Origin of the sequence: Spirosoma spitsbergense DSM 19989, assembly GCF_000374085.1 — a bacterium.
Taxonomy (GTDB): Bacteria; Bacteroidota; Bacteroidia; order Cytophagales; family Spirosomataceae; genus Spirosoma; species Spirosoma spitsbergense.
This window is the reverse complement of record NZ_KB893623.1, coordinates 1-21770: the sequence shown is the minus strand read 5'-3', so window position 1 is coordinate 21770 and position 21770 is coordinate 1. Positions and strand designations below refer to the sequence as shown.

At 53.1% G+C, this 21770-nt stretch carries 19 protein-coding genes; 12 read left to right on the top strand and 7 right to left on the bottom strand.

Going from position 1 to position 21770, the window contains the following annotated elements:
- The 5 genes from B157_RS36595 to B157_RS0133960 form a co-directional block, all read left to right on the top strand.
- The coding region (locus B157_RS36595) for a transposase (RefSeq protein ID WP_020607748.1) at positions 1–216 on the top strand (216 nt) is incomplete at its 5' end.
- 29 nt (positions 217–245) lie between these two features.
- On the top strand, positions 246–866 hold the full coding sequence (locus B157_RS0133975) for an HNH endonuclease family protein (protein WP_020607747.1): 621 nt from the start codon (positions 246–248) through the stop codon (positions 864–866).
- A gap of 45 nt (positions 867–911) precedes the next feature.
- Entirely contained in the window at positions 912–2033 is a 1122-nt protein-coding gene (locus B157_RS0133970) for a vWA domain-containing protein (RefSeq protein ID WP_020607746.1), read from the top strand.
- A 416-nt stretch (positions 2034–2449) separates the two neighbouring features.
- On the top strand, positions 2450–3934 hold the full coding sequence (locus B157_RS0133965; protein WP_020607745.1) for a serine hydrolase domain-containing protein: 1485 nt from the start codon (positions 2450–2452) through the stop codon (positions 3932–3934).
- 416 nt (positions 3935–4350) lie between these two features.
- On the top strand, positions 4351–5400 hold the full coding sequence (locus B157_RS0133960) for an SGNH/GDSL hydrolase family protein (protein WP_020607744.1): 1050 nt from the start codon (positions 4351–4353) through the stop codon (positions 5398–5400).
- Positions 5401–5811: 411 nt separating this feature from the next.
- Here the strand turns inward: B157_RS0133960 and B157_RS37080 are convergent, their stop codons facing one another.
- Positions 5812–6126 carry a hypothetical protein gene (locus B157_RS37080; RefSeq protein ID WP_020607743.1) on the bottom strand — a complete coding sequence of 105 codons (315 nt, stop codon included), beginning with the start codon at positions 6124–6126 and terminating at the stop codon, positions 5812–5814.
- A gap of 199 nt (positions 6127–6325) precedes the next feature.
- Between B157_RS37080 and B157_RS0133950 the strand changes: the two genes are divergently transcribed.
- The 3 genes from B157_RS0133950 (at position 6326) to B157_RS0133940 (ending at position 9357) form a co-directional block, all read left to right on the top strand.
- Positions 6326–7447 carry an XdhC family protein gene (locus B157_RS0133950; protein ID WP_020607742.1) on the top strand — a complete coding sequence of 374 codons (1122 nt, stop codon included), beginning with the start codon at positions 6326–6328 and terminating at the stop codon, positions 7445–7447.
- A 124-nt stretch (positions 7448–7571) separates the two neighbouring features.
- On the top strand, positions 7572–8615 hold the full coding sequence (locus tag B157_RS0133945; RefSeq protein WP_020607741.1) for an MBL fold metallo-hydrolase: 1044 nt from the start codon (positions 7572–7574) through the stop codon (positions 8613–8615).
- A gap of 136 nt (positions 8616–8751) precedes the next feature.
- Positions 8752–9357 carry an START domain-containing protein gene (locus tag B157_RS0133940; protein WP_245565403.1) on the top strand — a complete coding sequence of 202 codons (606 nt, stop codon included), beginning with the start codon at positions 8752–8754 and terminating at the stop codon, positions 9355–9357.
- 12 nt (positions 9358–9369) lie between these two features.
- Here the strand turns inward: B157_RS0133940 and B157_RS0133935 are convergent, their stop codons facing one another.
- Both B157_RS0133935 and B157_RS0133930 read right to left on the bottom strand, forming a co-directional pair.
- Positions 9370–9873, bottom strand: coding sequence for a GNAT family N-acetyltransferase (locus tag B157_RS0133935; protein ID WP_020607739.1), 504 nt, complete (start codon positions 9871–9873; stop codon positions 9370–9372).
- A gap of 8 nt (positions 9874–9881) precedes the next feature.
- Positions 9882–11780 carry a TlpA disulfide reductase family protein gene (locus B157_RS0133930; RefSeq protein ID WP_020607738.1) on the bottom strand — a complete coding sequence of 633 codons (1899 nt, stop codon included), beginning with the start codon at positions 11778–11780 and terminating at the stop codon, positions 9882–9884.
- A gap of 239 nt (positions 11781–12019) precedes the next feature.
- On the opposite strand from B157_RS0133930, the gene B157_RS0133925 reads away from it, so the two are divergent.
- Positions 12020–13336, top strand: coding sequence for an aminotransferase class V-fold PLP-dependent enzyme (locus B157_RS0133925; RefSeq protein WP_020607737.1), 1317 nt, complete (start codon positions 12020–12022; stop codon positions 13334–13336).
- Positions 13337–13409: 73 nt separating this feature from the next.
- Positions 13410–14399: a Gfo/Idh/MocA family protein gene (locus B157_RS0133920; protein ID WP_041952421.1), complete on the top strand. Its 990-nt coding sequence runs from the start codon at positions 13410–13412 to the stop codon at positions 14397–14399.
- A 45-nt stretch (positions 14400–14444) separates the two neighbouring features.
- Here B157_RS0133920 and B157_RS0133915 read toward each other — a convergent pair whose 3' ends face one another.
- The 4 genes from B157_RS0133915 to B157_RS0133900 all read right to left on the bottom strand — a co-directional run bounded on the left by B157_RS0133915 (position 14445) and on the right by B157_RS0133900 (position 19544).
- The gene (locus tag B157_RS0133915) at positions 14445–15530 is read right to left on the bottom strand and encodes a hypothetical protein (protein WP_020607735.1); all 1086 of its coding nucleotides are present in this window, start codon (positions 15528–15530) and stop codon (positions 14445–14447) included.
- Positions 15527–16162, bottom strand: a complete 636-nt coding sequence (locus B157_RS0133910; protein ID WP_020607734.1) for an ABC transporter ATP-binding protein — start codon at positions 16160–16162, stop codon at positions 15527–15529. Before B157_RS0133910 ends, B157_RS0133915 begins: the two co-directional genes overlap by 4 nt.
- Before the next feature lie 103 nt (positions 16163–16265).
- A complete protein-coding gene (locus B157_RS0133905; RefSeq protein ID WP_020607733.1) occupies positions 16266–18371 on the bottom strand; it encodes a TonB-dependent receptor in 2106 nt (701 codons plus the stop codon).
- Positions 18372–18434: 63 nt separating this feature from the next.
- Complete coding sequence (locus tag B157_RS0133900; protein WP_020607732.1) at positions 18435–19544, bottom strand: SMP-30/gluconolactonase/LRE family protein; 1110 nt, start codon at positions 19542–19544, stop codon at positions 18435–18437.
- Positions 19545–19888: 344 nt separating this feature from the next.
- On the opposite strand from B157_RS0133900, the gene B157_RS0133895 reads away from it, so the two are divergent.
- Both B157_RS0133895 and B157_RS39515 read left to right on the top strand, forming a co-directional pair.
- Positions 19889–21370 (top strand): DEAD/DEAH box helicase, encoded by a 1482-nt coding sequence (locus tag B157_RS0133895; protein WP_052647046.1) that lies wholly within the window; start codon positions 19889–19891, stop codon positions 21368–21370.
- Positions 21371–21576: 206 nt separating this feature from the next.
- Positions 21577–21770: hypothetical protein (locus B157_RS39515; protein WP_211225033.1), on the top strand; the 194-nt coding region annotated here is incomplete at its 3' end.

Below are 21770 nucleotides of genomic sequence, written 5' to 3'. Positions count from 1 at the left end.
CTGGTGGAAGCCAGGGCTTTGGGTTATGCGGGTTTTTCGCCCTTCCTTAATACCTTGACCAACTGGCTCGAACCGATCGCCAATTATGGGCATGAGCAGTTGACCAATGCCGTTACCGAGGGACTCAATAATGTGATTCGGTATGTCAAACGGATCAGTTATGGGCTACCAAATTTCGCTCATCTTCGGCTCAGAGTACTAGCCCAAGCCATCTGACCACAAGAATTGTCAGAGTACCTTATAATTTGATAAAGGAGAATTACCTTAATACCATCGGGAATTTGACACTTTCAGGTAATAATGGTAAGCTTGGAAATAAACCATTCCTTGAGAAGAGAGAAATGAATGTTGATGGTAAAGAGCAGGGATATCAATTTAGCCGTCTTTGGTTGAATAGGGATTTGAAAGAAAAATCGAGATGGGATAAAGAGGAAATAGAAAGTAGAGCAAATATAATTGCTCATCGGTTTGTTAAAATTTGGGGAATTCCTGATATCCAAGTAGAGCTAGAAACGGGCAGTAACGAAGTGAATATTTTTGATGCAGAAGAACCAAAGTTTAAAAAATTAGAGTATGCAATTTTCTTTAATCAAAAGCTTGAAGTAACTCAAGTTGCCAAGCTTTATATTGAAGTTTTTAAACAACTTTTTGATTTGCAACCAGAAACTTTTTTTACTTCAGATATTGGTAAAAGAATAAGCCTGACAAAATCTCCAAAAGATGATGATGTGAGGCAAGCAGTACAGTTAAATGACACCTACTATATAGAAGCAAATATTGATAACGTTGGAAAGTTTGACAGAATAAAACAAGCTCTAACAATATTTGGCTTTGAAGATGAATTATTAATCAAATATGCTGACTAGATGAGAAGAAGGACGTAGTTATAAAAAGATTTACCCCTCCCTCCAATGCTCATCGCCCGCAAACTAACCCTACCCGAAAACGTCATTGCTTTTTCGCGCTTCCTGCGCGAGAATGGGCTGGGTATTGGTCCCGATGAGGAAGCAACGGCGTTGCTGGCATTAGGTTATGTCGATATTGGGGTGCGGGATGATTTTCGGCTGGCTTTCCGGACGGTGTTCTGTCGGCGGTCGGCGGATTTGGCCCTGTTCGACCGGTTGTTTGCCCAGTACTGGAAGGAACTGGAAACGGCGGTGGATGCCAAAACCAAAGACGACCCCAATCGGCAGCGACCTACTAAAAGTCCGCAGCCGAGTTTCAACCAGTTGAAATCCTGGCTGTATGGCAACCAACCCACCGAAGAAACCGAACTGACTACCTACTCGACCCAGGAAAACCTCTCGCAGCAGGATTTTTCGGCTATCGCAGCCGACGACCTGCCCGAACTCATGCAGCGCATCCGCGAGCTGTCGCTCACCCTGGCCCGACGCGCTAACCGTCGGCAGCAGAAAACGACCAGCGTCCGGCAGTTCGACCTGCGCCAGACCCTGCGCAAAAACCTGCGTCGCGGGGGCGAACTGGTTGAACTGGCTTATCAGAAACCGCGTAAGAATCGACTAAAAGTGGTGATTCTGGCCGATGTGAGCCAGTCGATGGATCTGTACAGCACGTTTCTGATTCAGTTCATGTACGCGTTTCAGACCGTTTTCCGGCGCATCGAAACGTTTGTGTTCAGCACCAGCCTGCACCGCATCACCCCCGCCCTGAAAAACCGTCCCTTCCCGGATGCTATCAATCACCTGTCCGACACCGTAACGGGCTGGGGGGGCGGCACCAAAATAGGGGAGTCGCTCCGGGAGTTTACGGATAGCTACCTGTCGCTGGTCGATAGTCAGACGCTGGTGATAATCCTGAGCGACGGCTGGGATACCGGCGAGGTGGCCGTACTGACCGAAAGCCTGAGCCGCATAAAAGCGAAGGCCCGTAAACTGGTCTGGCTCAATCCGCTGGCGGGCAACCCGTCGTTTCAGCCAACCGTATCGGCGATGCAGGTCGCCATGCCTTTTCTGGATGTGTTTGCCCCTGTCCACAACCTGGACAGCCTGAAAGCGGTAGGGCACTGGCTATAATAATGCCTGGGGAATAGGTTACCGGATGCGTCAAATCTCTGGGTATGTATGGCCCGGCAGTCAATTCCACGCTGATCGTTATTGATCAGCGGTTATTTGGGTATTCCATTTGCTATTTGTAGACGTATTATCTAACCTTACGGTAAGTTATCTGTCGGCTAAAGCCGTCAATAGTAGCACTTGTGGGAAAGGGCTTTTTCTTTCTTAAAACCTCTAAACGATACCCTTTTAACGAATCGATGCCCCGATGTTGGATCGAAAGGCCAGTGTAGGGTGTCCAACAATTGACCAGTATGGTAAGAATTCATTCATCTATTATCGTCTTCCTGTTTACCAATGAACCTACAACTCCCATTTGACATCTTTGGCCCAGTCCTGCTTCTTAATCAAAACTACTTCTCAGCCTAAAAACCAACATGAACCGAATCGCTAGTTTTTTCATCCCGGCATTGCTTCTTTGGGGTTGCCTGAATGCCGGTGCGCAGGACCTTCGCAGTAAACTGATTGCCCGTGCTGCGGCACTAGAACTCAAAACGGCGTATAAAGCCCCGCCGGGTGATGCCCTTTCGCATAATACATCAGGGTATGCCAAAATTATGTGTTCGGCCGTGTTCATTACGGGCCTGAAACCGGATTTTGCCGCCGAGAATGTCGGGTACTTTACGAGTCCCTATGCCGAACGGGCCAAGGTGGGGAAACCCGTCATCGATTATGAAAAGAAGTCAGTTTCGATCACCTTGCCCAATGGCGTTACCCGAACCGCTATCTATGTGGGTGATGCCGGTTGTGTCACGCTCCCCGAAGGCAGCAGTTCACTCAATTATAAGCCCGTAACGATCTCGCGAAACCTGCCTGATCCGGCTACAACCCCCTGGCCAATGGGCGACGTGCTGTCAACGGCCCCTATGCCCGCCGAGGTCGATATGGCGAAGGTTACGCAGGCCATCAATGCCGCTTTTGAACCAGCCGAAGCCCAGACGGCGGCCTTCGTCGTCACCTATAAAGGCCGGATTATTGGCGAACGGTATGGCGAGGGTATCACGAAAGATACGCCCCTCGAAAGCTGGTCGATGGGTAAAAGTCTGTCGGCTACGTTTTTGGGAATTCTGATTGGAAAAGGCGTTTATACCCTGGATCAGCCCGCTCCAATTCCGCAGTGGCAGGGCAAGGGCGATGAGCGGGCCAGGATCAGAATCATGGATATCATGCACATGTCCAGCGGCTTGCGGTGCCGGGCACCACAGGACCCCGACTATGATCCGGCGCTGGGTTATCCCGACCATCTTTACTTGTACACGGGCGGGGCTAATTCGTTCGACTATGCGGCCAGTCTGCCGCAGCAGTGGTTACCCAACACCGTAGGGCGTTATCGTAACTGCGACCCCGTACTAACGAATTACCTCAACCGCCTGGGTATCGAGAAACTGGGGCAGCCGTATCATACCTTCCCGCAGCGGGCCTTGTTCGATAAGATTGGGGTTCGCAGCATGATTATGGAAACGGACCCCTACGGAAATTTCCTGACGCAGGGCTATGAATTTGCGTCAGGCCGGGATTGGGCACGGGTAGGAAATCTGTATCTGCAGGATGGGGTTTGGAATGGCGAACGAATTTTGCCCGAAGGCTTTACCAAATTCGTCAGTACACTCGCTCCGGCATGGGTAGCGGACGGACGACCCATTTACGGTGGACTCTTCTGGATAAACGGCGACGGTGCCCGCCCTATTCCGAAAGAAGCTTACATGATGCTGGGGGCTGGTGGGCAATCGACAACCATCATTCCATCGCACGATCTGGTTGTTGTTCGGCTGGGGCACTACAAAGGATCGCAGGCCGGTGCCAAAGCCCTCGATAAAGCGTATTCGTTACTGATGGAAGCAGTGCCTGAAAAAAAGAAATGAAATCGCGTCTTTATAAAGCCTAACACTCCATTGCCAATGAAAAGAATAGCCTGTGCAGGCCATTCTTTCATGCCCGCCTGCTCTTCCAGTAATGGGTGCGTTAAAAAAAAAAGGTATGTATACCACGGTCCTGCTCCAGCGTATCGTGGTATACGTACCTTTTTTTTAACGCACCCATAGTATTAATCTACCAGGTTTTATGCCTGAACAGTAGCGCTTGCCGTAGCGCCTGGATCATCGAACGTACCGCACTAGTCAGCTTCTTATCTTATTTATTGGTCCTTATTTCAACCCTTAAAGCAGGCGTATCGAGCCAGTTTTGCCTGTTTCCCCGCTTGCCATCCATACTAAAAGTAACTTTACCCCCTTGTTTTAGTTGGTATGCTGTACACTAATTTAATCAGTTAATATACTCAATGGCTTTTTCAATTTTTAACCGGCGTGGTTTTCTATTCGGTACCAGCGCAGTGATTACCACGACACTACTTGACAGCTGCCTGACAAAAACCAACGATCCGACTCCTGCACCGGGCAGTACTACTACGGCTCCGGGCAGTACTACTACGGCCCCGGGTAGTGCAACGACAACCGCCCCCGGCAGTACAACATCGGCCCCAGCCAGTGGCAAGGGTGTTATTGCCGCCTGGGGTGATAGCCTGACCGAAGGCGGACTGGGTGGTAGTACCCCGTACCCGACGCAACTGTCTACCCTGCTGGGGAGAACGGTAAATAATTATGGTATTGATGGGCAGAAAACAGAACAGATTGTTGGCCGTCAGGGAGCCAGTACCGTTACGCTCAGTGTGGAGGGAAATGCCTTTAAGGGAACAACCCCCGTTAAGGTCACAGCGATTTCTATTCCTATACTGTATACCACCGGTACCGATACCCGAATGGTTACTGGAACGGTAGCTGGAGTACCGGTAACCATGATCCGAACCGCTAGTGGCGATGTTGCCAATCTGGTTGAAACCTATACGTTGACACCTAAGGCGGCATCAACCACCAGCGTCCCCGCCAATTCTGTTTTTACCCCCGACGATGCCGTTGCCAGTAAAGGCTCCGTCCAGATTCTCTGGATGGGTCGGAACGATGTGCCCGCCCTATCCGGCGTATCTGCCCTGATTGATAAGGCTGTACGATACATTGATGCACCCGCCCGCTTTCTGGTGATTGGCGTACCTCCCTCGTTGAAAGAGCCTAAATCAACGGCTAATTATAAACTTATCGACAGTTTAAATGCCGACTTGGCTGCCCGGTACCCTGACAATTATATTTCCATCATGCCACCTACCGATGCTGAAATGGCGGCTATTGGCTATACACCCACCGGAAATGATCGGACGGATATTGCCAATGGCCTGTTTCCCACCGGGCTGCATGCGAATGATGTACATTTCAACACGCAGGGCTACCAGATCGTTGTGAACCGGATAGCAGCTAAACTGAAAGAGAAAGGCTGGTAAACTACTGATACAGAAAGTAATCATGAACGCGCAGGCGCCCCGGATCAGGTTGATCGGGGCGCTTTTTTTAATAGGCTGGTAAGTAAGCTCATCGCTTGCCAGTTTAACGGGTAACGAACGAAATAGATAGATACCTGCTGAACAACAGGCGCGGTTAGGTGAGTAAAGGGGCACTATCCGGTTGATTTCATTGCCGTAAAAGCCTACGTGTGTGCAAAAGGCGCTGCTGGCCACATGTATTTTCCTGGTTCTTACTCATCATTTAGTTGCTCAGCCCCAGGATCGGAAAGATCTGCTTTTTGAGGTCGTTGCCAGTATTGTAAAGGACTTGACTAACCCATAATTTTATTCGAGGGCGAAAGTAAACAGCAAAGCCCGGTTAAATGGGGTAACTCAGACACGGCTGAAAAATCAGCCAGATATGAATTCAATTTCTTTGGTAGTATAAATCAGCTTAGGTAAAATGGCCGCTCCCCCAGGGTACTTAAAACGGTTGGGATGCAGATAACTCGTCCAGTAAGCGACAATCAAGGCTAGCTTTTCCTTCAGTGAATCGAAGTTGGTTCCCTTTCGATGATACTCCTGGATAGTGTCTTTGTAGGCTTTGCTGATTAACGTCTTATTGGGCCATGTCGAAAAATAGACGAAGGGGGTGGCTTTCAATTTCTCTTTCTGGATGTGTTCGCCCCCGTACCTAATCTGGACAACCTGAAAGCGGCAGGGCACCGGCTATAAAAACGGTGGATGCAAACCAAAAGCCGGGACGTACGGTTTTTAATCGTCGAGGACTATTTTTAGCATCAGACAAAACGTGCCGGATGTTACCTTTATAGTGATAGCCGCGTACGGTGTTTGGTGCCCGACAAAAATACAGGCCGTAAATTGGATGGCAATTGCCGTAATTAAGTCCTTCGCTCTTTACCCAATGAAAGAAATTAAAGCAATTATTGACGGCTATGACCAGCTCGACAAAAACACGACGCAGGCCGCGCTGGCAACCGTAGTGCGGGTAGAAGGGTCTTCCTACCGTCGTACGGGTGCCCGGATGCTGGTCATGAGCGACGGCGTCTGGATTGGCGGGATTAGCGGGGGGTGTCTGGAAGGGGATGCCCTCAAACGCGCCCGACTGGCCATCGCCAAAGCGTCGCCGTCCAAAATTACCTACGATACCACCACTGACGATGAGCACCAGATTGGCGTGGGGCTGGGGTGCAACGGCATCATCGATGTACTGTTTACCCCGCTGGATTTTACCGATTCAACTAACCCCGTCGAAGTACTGAAAGATTGCATGAACGAACGGCGCCAAACCCACGTCCTCCTTACCATTACCGGCCTGAAAGGCAACTGGACCTCCATTAGCGAAGGCGATGTAATCCGATATACCGATAATACCAGCCTGAACATACTGGGAAACCAGGCTATTCAGCCGCAGTTGGCCGAAAAGATGCAGGCCCGTATCACCAAAGGGGTGTCGGCTCCGTATAAGGTTGAAGGGCCGGACGGCGAAGTACTGGAAGCCTTTATCGAGATCCTGCCACCCGAAACGCATCTAGTTTTGTGGGGACATCAGTACGATGTATATCCGCTTACCCGGCTGGTCAGGGAAATGGGCTGGCGGATAACAGTAGTAGCCAACCCCCTGAAAGTCAATAGAAAGATTGCCGAGATGGTGGATGAGATTGTCCAGCCCGAAAACTTTATGGATATTCTGTTCGACGAGCATACGGCCATCGTTCTGATGTCGCACGACTACAAAACGGACAAACAAAACCTGCCGAAAGCGCTGGCTACCAACGCGCCCTACATCGGTATGCTTGGTCCCCGCGTCCGTTCCGAGAAAATCTGGGCCGAACTGGCCGACGAAGGCAATCCCATTGCCGACGAGGACTTTCCGCGCATCCATGCCCCGGTCGGGCTGGATATCGGGGCCGTTTCGCCCGAAGAAATCGCCCTCTCGCTGGCGGCCGAAATCCGGGCTTCCTTCTCCAACCGGGACGGGACGTACCTGCGCCTGCGCCAGAGCACTATTCACGTACGGGAGTGATCAGGGAAACGGGTTGGCGGGGTTTTTTCGTTTTATGATTTTATGGATCACTGGTCGGGCTCAAACAAAACGGGTGATTCCTACTTGATAGTTTTGATACTAACGATAACCCATTGTCTGAATCATGCACCTTACCCTGCCGCTTCTTACCCTGTCCTGTCTGCTGCTGACCGTATCGGCCTGCGCTCCGCGTTACAAAGGCCCCCTTACCGACCACTTCAACGGGAAGAAATTCATCAATCCGGGTATGCCGGAGCGGACGGAGGGGGGATTGCTCAAGTGGTTGCTTCACCGCGATAAAGGTCCCTGGCCCGATCAACCCGACGCCTTTGTTGGGGCACGTCCGGCTACGCGTATTCAGGGAGACAGTCTGGTGCTCACGTTCGTGAACCACTCCACGTTCCTGATTCAAACCAGCGGCCTGAACATCCTGACCGACCCCGTCTGGTCGGAACGGGTGGGGCCGACTTCGTGGCTGGGCGTCAAGCGCAAACGTCCGCCGGGACTTCGTTTTGAGGAGCTGCCGCCCATCGACGTGGTGCTGCTGAGCCACAACCACTACGACCACCTCGACCTGCCCACCCTGAAGAAACTGGTACGCGCCTTCAATCCATTGTTCATTACGCCCCTCGGCGTGTCGTACCTGCCCAAATCGGTCGGTGGACAGACAACCCGCGAACTCGACTGGACCGATACCCTACAGGTGAATGACAAACTCCGGATTACCTGCACGCAGGCGCAGCATTTTAGTAACCGGGGCATTTTCGACCGCGACGAAACCCTTTGGTGCGGCTATCTGCTACACACTTCGTTTGGAATAACATACTTCTGTGGGGATAGCGGCTACGGCCCACACTTCAAAAAAATTGGCGAACAGGCCCGTCTGGTGACTGGGGGAGAGGATATAAAGCTGGCGTTGCTGCCCATTGGCTCGTACCGGCCGGAGTGGTTTATGGCCCCGGTACACGTGTCGCCCGCTGGCGCGGTGCAGGCTTTTACGGATTTGAACGCTCGGCAGGCGGTGGGTATTCATTTTGGCACATTTCAGCAGGGCGACGATGGATTATTCGAACCTGTCGATGATTTGAAAAAGGCGCTGAAGGCGGCAGCTATTCCCGAAAAACAGTTTTTAGTACCGAAAGAAGGGCATCCGCTGGTGTTTAGGTAAGCTGCCTGTTGCCAACAAAAGCAGCCGTAGTGTTGTTGAGAGGGAGAGCGTATCGATGATTATGCATATATACACGATGAATTTGTTGGCACTGGGATGCTACTTGGGTATAATTCTGGGTAGCTATGGGGTAGGTATGAAAGCCGTACGGCCTCAGACGAATGACGACTGGAAATTGGAAAAGGATAAAGACCAGATACAGGTTTATTCCCGTCGGCTACCCAACAGTAAATTATCTGAGCTTAAGATAGAGTGTACGATGCCCGGCACCCAAAGTCAGCTGGTAGCCCTGCTGTCGGACATTAATAATTACGAAAATGTCATCTATAAAATGAAATCGGCCAGGCTGGTCAAACGCATCAGCGAAACCGAACTTATTTACTACGGAGTGAGTGCCTTGCCCTGGCCAGTAAGTGACCGGGATATGACCGTTCGACTAACATTCAACTATGTTCCGACTTCCAAAATATTATACATCAAGGGGGTCGATGTTCCCAATTTGATTGCTCCCCGTTCTGGTCGGGTACGTATTAACAACTGGCTGGCCAACTGGCAGGTGCGCCAGGCAACCAGTGACCAGATGCAGATTACCTACACCGTCCGGTTTGATCCCGGTGGCGATATTCCGGCCTGGCTGGACAATGTAGCCGCTTCGGCCAGCGCATTTCAGTCGTTTTCCCTGCTTCGGGAGAGTATCCTGTTGCCCCGCTATCAGGGAAAGTCATTCGCGTTCCTGCAATGACGTAACGCCCGGCTATAATTTCTTCTCATAGGCCAGAAACCGTAACCCCGGCCGGAAACCGAGGGTAATTTCTCCGGTGTAGATGTACCCTGCTTTAGGGAACAGTTTCTGCGTTATCTGATTTTCGGAATTGGTGTCGATGCGCAAAAAGCGGATGCCCCGCTCCAGCGCAATCTGCTCGGCCTGTGCCAGGAGCGCCACCGCAACGCCCTGCCCCTGAAAAGCGGGGTCAACGGCAAGTCGGTGGGTTACAATAGCCCGCTGACCAAGGTCGAAGCCAACCTGTGCGTATTCCGGTTCCTGGTCTTCGGTCAGGGCGGCCACTCCGGCAATTTGCCTGTTGATTTCCGCCACCCACAGTTGTTTCTTCACAATATCCTGCCTAAACACGGTTTCGTTCGGATAGTGGTCGTCCCACTGGAAATTACCCGCCCGATTCATCAGCGGAACAACGCGTTTCAGAAGGTTGACCAAAGCGGGCAGGTCGGCGGGGGTAGCGGGGCGAACTGTTGTCATCGTTTTTTTTACTTCCCGTCTTTAAGCATCTCTACCACCAGGGCCAGTTCATCGACAGTGGCTTCTGGATTACCGTTATAGCCAATGCTTCGGTACCTAACCCGGCCATTCGGCCCAATCACTACTTTGGTGGGAATGCCCTGTACTTTATAGGCATTGGCTACTTTCTGCTGCCCGTCCAGAGGAACAACGAAGTCGTACGGGTGTTTATCCATAAAGCTGTAAACACGCTGAACGGGACCGCCCTCGCGGGTATTGACGAACAGAAAACGCACGTTTGGGTCGTTTTTGAAACGGGTCTGCGCCTGTTGCATGGCGGGGAAAGAGGCAATGCAGGGGCCGCACCAGGTAGCCCAGAAATCAAGCACAATCACTTTCCCTTTCATGGCCGCCGTCGAAATCGTACGCCCCTTCAGGTCGGTAAGGGAGAAAGCGGGAGCAGGTTCATTAATGAGTTTCTGTTGCATTTCATCCCGCTTATCGGCCTTTACATCGGCTTCGAGGTCGGCCAGATAGGCATCGGCTTTAGCCGTAGTATTGCCCGGTTGTTTGGCGTACCAGTCTTGCAGGGTGGCCTTCAGGCTTTTAGTTGCTTTGTCGATTTGCACCGCTTCTTCTACAACCGGCAGGGCGTCGTTTCCATGATTGGTACGCAGGGCACACTGGAAGTACCGCTCAATGGTTCGGGGATCGTTCTCATTGACCGTGTCAGGCGTTAGAACGTCCTGGTAGGCGGTGTAGGCTTCGGCGTATTTGCCCTGCTGTTCCAGTGTCCGGGCATAGGTATTCATCAGCTGCCGATGCCGGTTTTGCTTTTCGGTGGGCCAGTCGCCCGACACATCGGTTGGTTTTGCCTGGTTTTTCAACACGGCCAGCGCGCGTTTGGTCAACTGTTCGGCTTCCGGTACCGACCGCTTTTCATCGGCCATCTTGAAGGCAATGGTATTCAGCATCAGCGCATCAACAAAGGAGTCGGGTTGTTGCCCGACAAAGGCCATCAAACCGGCAATATCGTTCTGCTTATAATAGTCGTCGGTCATCATTATCGTCAGGGCCGGCAGGTACGCAGCGGTGGGGAATTCTTTCCGGAAGGCTGCGTAGGCTTCCTTTTTCTTCGTCCAGTTCGGTTCAGTCCGAATAGCCATCGCGCGGTCTTTCTGCACGAGCGCACCGGCGGGTTCTACGGATTTCCGGCGTTCGCGTAGGGCGTTCACCTTCGCAAAATCGCCCATGCTCTCATACAGGCGGGCAGCATCGGCCAGTTCGGTAGGGGAGGGTTCCGGGCGGGAAGCCAGGTACGATTCGATGGCCGCTTTTACCTGCGGACCATACCCTGGTTTGCGCTGTTTTATTTTGGCCGCCAGTAAATCGTACCAGTACTGCGGTTGTAAATCCGGGTTTTGGGCCAGTTCGTGTTCCAGCAGCGTAATGACCCAGTTCTGGTCGGGTTTGAGACCGGCCTCGGCGGGTAGGTGCGTGCGCGTAAACACCGAGGCCTGTCCACCCGTAGCGTGGGGCACGATGCGTCCATTCGCATCGCTAACCGGAATAATGTAGAACTGTCCTTTGTTCAGGTCGGTCCGCTTTGGCAGCGTGCTGTTCCTGAAATAAAGCACGGTTCCCGCCACATCTTTCTTCGGCAGATATACCTGGCCCACGTAGTCTTTACCCTGCCGAACCAGCGTAACACTGGTGGGCTGGCTAATACGCATCATGCCGGGAGCACCGTAGCGCACGTAACGCCCTTCCAGCGTGCTGTCCGTGGCCAGGGGAGTCGTTTGCGGAGAATAAGTAAACGATACAACCTGATCGGCCTGTGGCTGACGGGGCGAAAAACAGAACTGAGCAGTAGCCGAAAGTGCCGTCAGGGTTAGTAGAAACAGGGTTTGTAAAAGAGTCTTTTTCATAACAGGAAAGGACGTAATCGTCCGATTAATACCGGAGCAGACGGGTAAAAATACAACAATACCCCCATAGCTACAGCACGGCCCGCGTCATAAATGACCTGCTACACCGGTAGTTCGCCCACTTTCGACGTTGTGAGGTATGCTTCCGAAACACAACGCTCAATCAGGAAATGGTTAATTTATTCCGAAAAACGATTAGTTTTACTGTCTCTCGTCTACTCTCAAACTAATTTACGGCTATGTCTACTTCCCGCCGAACATTCTTTCGTCAAACGGCTGCCGCCACCGCTGCCCTGACGCTCCCCCAGTTTTTGCCGGAAACGGTTGCCCACCCCCTTTCCAGTGCCGATGCTGCCCTGAAATCACCGGCGGCCTGGGCGCAGGACGAAGATTTCTGGTCTTGGGTGAAAGCCGAATATACCGTATCACCCAATCTGCTCAACCTGAACAACGGGGGCGTTTGTCCGCAACCGAAAGTGGTGCAGGACGCCCATATCCGGTTTTATCAGTACTGTAACGAAGCCCCGTCCTACTACATGTGGCGTATTCTCGACCAGGGCCGCGAAGCCCTGCGCGAAAAACTGGCCGATCTGGGCGGTTGCTCGCCCGAAGAGATCGCCATCAACCGCAACGCGACGGAGGGGCTGAATACGGTTATTTTTGGCCTGAACCTGAAAGCGGGTGATGAGGTCATATTGACCAAACAGGATTACCCGAACATGCTCAACGCCTGGAAACAGCGCGAAAAACGGGATGGTATCAAGCTGGTGTACCTGAACCTCGACCTCCCCAGCGAAGACGACGATGCCCTGGCGCAGCAATACATCCGGGCGTTTACCCCCAAAACGAAAGTGGTCCATGTGACGCACATGATCAATTGGATTGGGCAGGTGATGCCGGTGCGGAAAATTGCCGATGAAGCCCACAAACGCGGCATCGAGGTGATTGCCGACGGTGCACACTCCTTCGCCCTGTTCGACTTTAAAATCCCCGACCTCGGTGCCGATTATTACGCCACCAGCCTGCACAAATGGCTGTGTGCCCCGTTCGGCAGCGGGATGCTGTACATAAAGCAAAACAAAATTAAAAACGTCTGGGCCTTACTGTCGAACAACGAACCCGACGGGCCGGATATTCGTAAGTTTGAGAGCCTTGGTACGCGGTCTTTTGCCTCCGAAATGGCCATTGGCACCGCCGTCGATTTTCACAACAGTATTGGCTCGGCCCGCAAGTTTGCCCGCGCTCATTACCTCAAAAACTACTGGATGGAGCGGGTGAAGGATGTGCCGGGGGTTAAACTGCATACCTCGCTCAAGCCGGCCTACGGTGGTGCGGTTGCCCTGTTCTCCATCGACGGCATGAAAGCCAGCGAAATAGACGGGCAGCTATTGGGGAAATACAAGATTCACACCGTGGGCATCGAGTGGGAGAACATTCGCGGGGTGCGCGTGACCCCTCACGTGTACCATAACCCCAAAGACCTCGACCGGCTGGTGACGGCCATTACCGCCATTGCCGAAAAACAGGCCGTGGCCGGTAAGCAGAAGAAAAGTTGAGTAGAATTAAGGGGGAAAGCCATTCTTTTTGGGTGAATCAACCGATTATATACCGAAAAGAATGGCTTTTTATATGGATCAGATTAATTGGGGTATCATCGGCTGCGGAGACGTAACCGAAGTGAAAAGTGGCCCGGCTTTCAATAAAATACCTCATTCCCGGTTAGTGGCCGTCATGCGAAGGGATGCCGACAAAGTCGCCGATTATGCCAAACGGCACAACGTTCCGGCCTGGTACACCGATGCCGACGCGCTCATCAATGACCCGAACGTCAATGCGGTGTACGTAGCCACGCCCCCCGATAGCCATGCCGACTACGCCATTCGGGCCATGCGGGCCGGGAAACCGGTTTATGTGGAAAAACCAATGGCCCTCAATGCCGCCGAGTGCGACGCTATGAACCGGGTAAGCCAGGAAACCGGTGTGCCCCTGTTTACGGCCTTCTACCGGCGGTCATTACCCTATTTCCTGAAAGTAAAAGAACTGATTGACCAGCGCGTTATCGGTGATATCCGGTACGTGTCGATGCAGTTAAACTGGTTGCCGCCATCGGCTGCGTCGGATAACGTAAAACCCGGCTGGCGGGTATCACCCGAAATTTCCGGGGGCGGGTATTTTCATGATTTGGCCGCGCATCAGTTCGATTTTCTGGAGTTTGCCCTGGGGCGCATTACAAAAGCCAGCGGGATTGCCCGCAATCAGGCCGGTCTGTACGCTGCCGATGATATTGTAGTGGCTACGTTTGACTTTGAATCGGGTGTGTTAGGTACTGGAAGCTGGTGTTTTACGGCCAGTAACGCGCAGCGGCTGGAACAGACGCAGCTGATTGGCTCACAAGGCAACATCACCTTTTCGTTCTTCGAAAACTTCCTGATTAAAGTAGAAACCGCATCCGGCACCGACGAATACACCGTCGCTTTCCCCGAACATGTACAGCAACCCCTCATTGAGCAGATTGTCAGTGATTTACGGGGCGAAGGCAAAAGTCCCAGTACGGGTAAAACCGGCGCACGAACCAGTCAGATACTGGACTGGATTACGAATGGTGAAACGGGGTTTTAGGGAAAACAGATGTAAAGGGACGTGCTTTATTGGGGGGCGTTATACCTACGCACTGCTCCGTACCAGTGAAAACGACCAGTACCATACCGCCACGGCCCCCAGCCATCCCAATGCCAGCCACGCGCCAACGGGTACCCCAAACATAATAAGGAGCAAGCCAATCACAAAAGCGGCCACGATGCCCGCTAGCCAGCGTTCGGGCAACACCTCATAGCCATAAGCCAGTCCGTGCATCAGTAACAACCAGCCCCAGCCCGTAAGCCAGAGCCAGATGACGTAATCGGGTTGAATGGCTACCGGGCAATTCCGAAGTAAAACAAGGAGTTCGGGAAGCCATAAAAGACCGTACGTGAGTGCGTATTTGCCCAGCCGCTGCGCCCATGATAGCGGGAGATTGGGCAGAAACAGCAGATACTTTCGTTCGAACGCACTCACCTGTCCGCCCACCTGCGCGTGGCCCAGTATGGCGAGTAATAACCCAATGTGCAGTAGTCGCTGGTCGTAGTCATCGGTGGGGTAGAGTCGGCAAACGCCCGCCAGCAGCAGGCCGGAAAAGGCTTTGGTCAGCACCAGTGAGAGCGGTTCGTGCCGGAGCCAGTAAGTTGGGAAAAATAGTTCGTAGGGCAGTTTTAGCGAAATGTGCGGCAGTTGAAGGGTGGAAGGATTGGGGTGCCGTAGACGAAAATCGGCGAGGAAAGCCCCAGCGCCAATCAGCAATAGCAGAAAGATGAGTATGGTGCCAAACGAATCCCACCGCCCCTGTTGAGCTGCTACCTGGAGCATCCAGCCGCCATATCCCAGAACAGGAAATAGCAGAGCCGTTTGCACTGCCAGCCACAAAATGACCCGTTTTGGCGTGGGCACCAGCCAGAACGTTTGCAGAAACAGGTGCTCCGGCGCGGTCAGTTCCTGCCACAGGAACGACACTGTTTTCAGCAGGTATAAACTCCACAACACAAATACGATAGCCAGAAAAAACGGGGAACCCAGGGCCGCCATAATCAACGCCCGGTGTTCATTGCCGCTCAGAAAACCGAAGGCCAGCAGAACAAGCACCAGAAACGTACCCGCGTTCCGGGCGTAGAACGGCCCGGTAAAAACCCGGTTCAGGAGGGGGAGCATGACCATCATACTGCCGGTGTTACAAGTCCCTGACTCACCTGCCAGATACCCGTCATATCCAGCGCCGTCAGGCTAACGTCCTGATGTGAGGTGAGCAGAAACGATATGTCCTGTTCCCGGCGAAGTTTGGCAATGTAGTCGAACAGCCGGGCGGCTGTAGCTACGTCCAGCGTGCTGAGTGGTTCATCTAACAGTATCAATCTGGGAGTGCCAAGTAACGCCAGCAACAGGGAAAGTTTTTTGAGCATCCCGCTCGAAAATTGCCCTGTTGGCTTAGTCCAGAAGGCATCGACACCCAGCAGTTCGGCCAGCGTATCCACCTGTCCGGCAGGGGTCTGCTTGGCTTTCCCCACAAAACTGGTCAGGTCGCGGGCGGTCAGGAAGGTAGGATAAACGGGTTCCGCTTCGGCATAGTTGACCCGCATCCGGTAGGCTACCGGGTCACGGTTAATCTCGTATTGATTATCGAGGGTTACATTTCCTGAAAACGGCAGCAGTCCGGCTATAGTCCGAAAAAGCGTGGTTTTGCCGGAACCGTTGCCGCCCCGGAAATAATGAATACCCGGCGACAGCTGCAAGGCAGGTACCGTCAGAACGGTAACGCCGTTGTAGGCTTTGGTGAGGTTGGTGAGGAGAAGCATAGTACGGTTTACGGTTTTGTGTTTACGGTATTCGGTTTACAGTTTAAAGTAGCTGCACCGCACAACGCTACCTTAAACTGTAAACCGAATACCGTAAACCGTTTTACCAGTTCACCCGCAGCCGAACGCCCCCCACAAAATTGCGGGCCGGGGCCGCGTTGAAATAGCGGTTGCCTACCGCGTTGAGGTCGTAGCCCAGCGAGTAGGTCCGGTCCAGCAGGTTGTCGCCACTGGCATATACATCGAGCGTCCAGTGCTGCCCCAGATTTCGCCGGAAACCGAGGGTCGCCTGCAGCAACTGCGTGGGATCCGACAGCGCCGTGTTCGCATCGTTCAGCGCAAATTCCTTCAGAAACTGATACGTTACGTGGGCATAGAGACCCTGTTTCGTTTCCGCGTCGAGACCGGTCACGTTGGTGGTGGGGGCCACGCCCGGAATGCGGTTGTTCGACAGGTCGACGGTGCCCTGCTGGTAGTTTCGGTATCGGTAGTCGGTCAGGGTCAGGTTGTTCCAGAGCCGAAGCCGCGAAAACGCAGCAGTCGATGAGGGAAGTATAAAATCGTAGCCCAGTTGGGTTTCGATACCGCGCTGGCTCGTGCGTCCCGCATTGACGAAATACTCCGCCCCGGCCGCATCCGACCGCCGGACAATAGTCTCGGTCAGGTTCAATTCGTAAACGGCTACATCGAACCGCAACCGGCTATTGAGGGCCGACCCCCGCAGACCCACTTCGTAGCTGGTGCCGCGTTCGGGGTTGAGGGCCGTGTTGAAGCCACCCGCCGAGGGACGCACTTCATCTTTCGAGGGGGGGGAATAACCCGTGCTGATGCTGGCAAAAGCCGATACCGACTGGCCAAACAGCCGCGACAGGGCCACGCGGGGTAACCACACCGGCGCGAAGTCGCGGGGGAGAAGCTGGGCGGGCTGCGCACCCTGGGAGCGAACAGGGAAGCGCGTGAACCCGTAGTTGACAGTGTTGCGGCTCAGTCCGGCCGTCAGCCGGAAGTGGGCCGGAAGTTCAGCTTCGGCCTGTGCAAACACCGTAAGCTGGCGGGCAATCAGTTCTTCATCGGTCTGGATGGTGTCGGGCAGGCCCTGCCGGTTGCCAAAGTTGCGGATAACGGTGAAGTTGCGCAGCAGTTCGGCCCCGGCCGTAATCGTGGTGGGTACCGGCCCGTTCGGTAGCCGGAACTGGGTCACCGTTCGGCCCCCCAGCCCTTGGTCAGTGCTTCTCTGGTAGTTGGTGATGAACGGGTTGGCAAAGTCGGTTGTGGTGCCGTAGATAACGGTCGTGTTCTGAATCCGGTCGCTCCAGCGGTACTCGTGCGACAGCCCGAAATACCCCTGTTTCTGGTAGATACCCGCCTGCTGATCGGCACTGCTGCGCAGCGTAGCCGTGGCCGGGCGCGAGGCTCGCGGGTTGGCCCGGAACTGCGCTTCGGTGAGGCCACCGGGCGTCTGGTAATGTAGGTCGGAATACAGGGCCAGCACCGAAATGGTCCGTTTGTCACTCACGCTGAACGATCCCGTCAGGGTGAGGTTGTCCCGAACCACGGCGCTCTGGTCGCGGTAGCCATCAGCCTGTACATGGTTGTAGCTTAGCGAGAGGGCGGCATTGTTCTTGCCGGTCTGCAGCGTAAGGCCGTTTCCGTAGAGGCCATAGGAGCCACTCAGGGCCGACACCTCCACACTGCTCTTTCCGGCCGGAACGGCCAGCCCGCTAAACAGTAGGGTTCCCCCCGTACCGGCTCCGTACAAACTTCCTGCGGGGCCTTTGATCACCTCGATGCGGCCCAGCGACCGCACGTCGAGCGCGTTGAGGGCCGTGTTACCACCGGCATCGGTCAGGGGCAATTCATTCCAGTACACTTTTACGTTGCGCACCCCAAACGGCGATCGGATGGCACTCCCCCGAATAGCCAGCCGGTAACTCCCCGGCGACCGCTCATCGGCCCGAACACCCGGTAAGGTATTGAGCGCGGGCACCAGGGTTGGTATCCCGAATCGCTGGTTTAAATCCCGACTTGTCAGGATACCAATGGAGGCCGGGGTTTCCAGTAATCGCCGGTTCGAGGCATAGCCCCGCACAATCACTTCATTGAGTTGAAGCGTATCGTCCAGCGAGGTGGGTGGGGGAGTCTGCGCGAATAAAGCGGAAGGCGCAATGAGGCCGAAGTATAAAATGGACCGACGGAAAAATAGTGGCATAAAGCTTGAATATAGTAACGCAAAAGTACGATATGTATCGCAGGGATTACTAGCTAAGCATACCTAATCCGGTAATTTGACCCGGTAGAGCCGAAAGGGGTAATCCACCCTGTCAGTACCATTGTTATACCGCCTGGTGCGCTGAATCTGCGCGGCTGTCACGTACAGATACCCATCGGTACTGATGCCGAAACTGTCGGGCCAAAGCAGGCGGTCGTCCTGAACCAGGGTTTTTAACTGTCCGTCGGGTGTAACGTAGCGGATGGATTTATCCGGCGAATCGGTCAGGTACACGTTGCCGACTTTATCCGCTATCATGCCGTGCGAAACCCCGGTTTCGCCCACCACCTCCACGTGAGAAGCTAGTTCGGCAGGGGATAGACCAGTATCAGTCAGGTACTTCGTTTCAATACGGTATAGTTTCGTTTGCGTAATGGGCCGGAAATAGAGGTATCGGAAGTCGTGGGTCAGGGCAATACCGTTGACGTTGCTTCGGAAGGGATTACTCCGGCTATCCCGAACCTCCTTTCCTTCGATAGTCAGTACAAAGTTTGGGTCGGCTTTTGTCGATTTATCGTTTTCCAGCACGGTCCGGCTCATACCTGAGTTCAAATCGAGTACCACGATGGCCGCCCGTCCGGGGTCTGACAAATACGCCACCTGCTGGCGCGAATCCACCTGTACATCGTTCAGTGCCGTACGCTCGCGGGGTAAATCGGTGAACCGGTACACCTTTTCGATCTGATTGGTTTCCAGGTTTATCTTCACCAGTTTGATGCCTTCGGGAATGGCTCTTTGACCGGCAGGGCTGGCCGGGTCGAGCACCCACAGCGTGTTGGTCTGGTCGACGAACAGGGCCTGCACATTGATAAACCGAGTTTGTGCTTTCAGGGAATCCCACTTATTCCATTCCGCATTGGGATAAGGGCGACGTTCTCCTTTGATGATTTCGGCCAGACCATAATCGTAGGCATCCGGGTTTTTGGGGAATGTGACAAAAATCCGATTCTCCTGAGAAACGCCTAGTCCAATGGGTTGATGCTTCCCAAACTCTGCTATGGTTTCCAGGGTCGGGGTGGCCGTTGACTGAGCCATCAGGGACGGGCCATTCAGTGGGAGTAACAGGCTCAGCAAGCCTATTTTTAGTCTGTTTTTTAGCTGGTTGATTTGCATGGGCTATTAGTACAGGGTTATCTGTCCGGTTTTATCGGGCGGCTTCACCGCACTACGTGAAGGTACCTTTTTATTGCAACTGAAATACCCGAAAATCTGTTGATACGCAGTTAATCGATTTGTCTGGCAACCGAAATACCACTGCAGAACCAGGTGGTGAACACTGGCTAAATCCTGATTTTTCGGTATATTTGATTCCAAATCAATGGCCCACCAGTACGGGCCGTATTATCGGTTTGCTGGCCGGGAAGTTAAGGTCAGCGGTTTTTCACCTTCACAATGCTGTAACCTTGACATTTTCCGAATTTAATCTGCACGATGACCTGCTGGCGGGTGTAGATGCCATGAACTACCTCAAAGCCACCCCCATTCAGGAACTGGCTATCCCCAAAATTCTGGACGGACGCGACCTCATCGCCAGTGCCCAGACCGGCACCGGTAAAACAGCGGCTTACCTTATTCCGCTTCTCGACCGGATTTCCCACGCCAACCACGACCATACCAGTACGCTGATTCTGGTACCAACGCGCGAGCTGGCCAAGCAAATCGACGAACAGGTAGAAGGGTTCGGCTACTTTGTGCAGGCCAACAGCATTGCTATTTACGGCGGGGGCAAAGGCGACGACTGGGACAAACAACGCAAAGCACTCGAAACCGGTGCCGACATCATCATCGCCACACCCGGGCGGCTAATGGCGCACATGCAGCTCGGCTACGTCAATTTCGACAAAATTGATTATCTGGTGCTGGATGAGGCCGATAAGATGCTCGATATGGGTTTCTCGGACGATATTCTGAATATTGTGGAGAAGATTCCGAAAAAGCGGCAAACCCTGCTGTTTTCGGCCACGATGCCCAACAAAATCCGGGAGTTCTCCAAACGTATCCTGATTGACCCCGAAGAAATCCGGCTGGCCGTATCCAAACCGGCTGCCGGTATCGACCAGCAGTTTTACCTGGCCTACGATAGTCAGAAACTGCCTCTGCTGGCTCACCTGATCAAGAACAGTACCAAGCCCGTGAGCAGTATGGTCCTGTTCACCTCCAAGAAAGCAGAAATAAATAGCATTGTGCGGGCACTGAATAAACTGGGCTACGAATCCCGTGGTATCAGTTCCGACCTGGAGCAGGATGACCGGGAAGTGGTCCTGCGCGATTTCAAAAACAAAGCGTTCCCCATTCTGGTCGCTACGGACGTACTCTCGCGGGGTATCGACATCGATAACCTGACGCACGTAGTCAATTACGACATCCCCCGCGATGCCGAAGATTATGTTCACCGCATTGGGCGTACGGCCCGGGCGGCTACCACCGGAACCGCCATTACCTTCATCAGCGATCAGGATCAGAACCGGATCGTCAATATCGAACGCCTGATTGAACGGGAAATGGATAAGCAGTCCATTACCGAAGGGTTAGGCATGGGTAAATCGCCCGTGTTCGATCCCAAACGATTTAGTGGGCTGCGGGGTAAAGGCGGGCGTGGGAACGATGCCCGTCGGGACAACCAGCGGGGTGATGGTGGACGCGACCGGGCGGGCCGTGACGGACAACGGGGAGGGGGCAGGAGCCGACCTGAAAATCGGGAGGGTCTGGCTGGGGAAACGCGCCAGGAACGGCTTAACCGAACGGATGCGGGTGACAAACCCATGCCGGAAAAAATAACCGCGGTTCCCGATGCTTTACCGGGCAACGGGCAATCGTTGGCACAGGATACCAGCGAAGCCGGCAAGAACAAGCGTCGGAAAAATCGTCGGCGGGGGCCGCGTGGAGGTGGTCAATCGACGGAAGGTGATACAATAACCGATAAAAAAATTGACCTATGAATAAATTTTTTTTCGTCCTTAACTTTAACAGGACGCAACCAATGTAAAGCCTGCGTAAACTATTTTTATCCATAAGTAATCAATACGAAAAACTTATTAATAGATAGTTTTTAAAGTGTTGATATATAAGACATTGCGTGTGTAATGAGCAGAAAACCAGCAATTTCTAATTTGGGTTTTGCTGTTTGATTTGGTAGTTTGTGTTCATGCGTCAAACCTACCAACAATTACAGCAAGCCATCAGTTTGGATACCGAAATGATCACGTTGCGTAGCTGGTTTAGTAGCTTTCCCGATAAACGGGCAGCCAATCGTTCCTTTTCCTTGCCCGATGTTTTGATGAGTGCTTATGCGATGTTCGCCTTGAAGTACCCATCCCTGCTCGCTTTTGAGACCCAAAC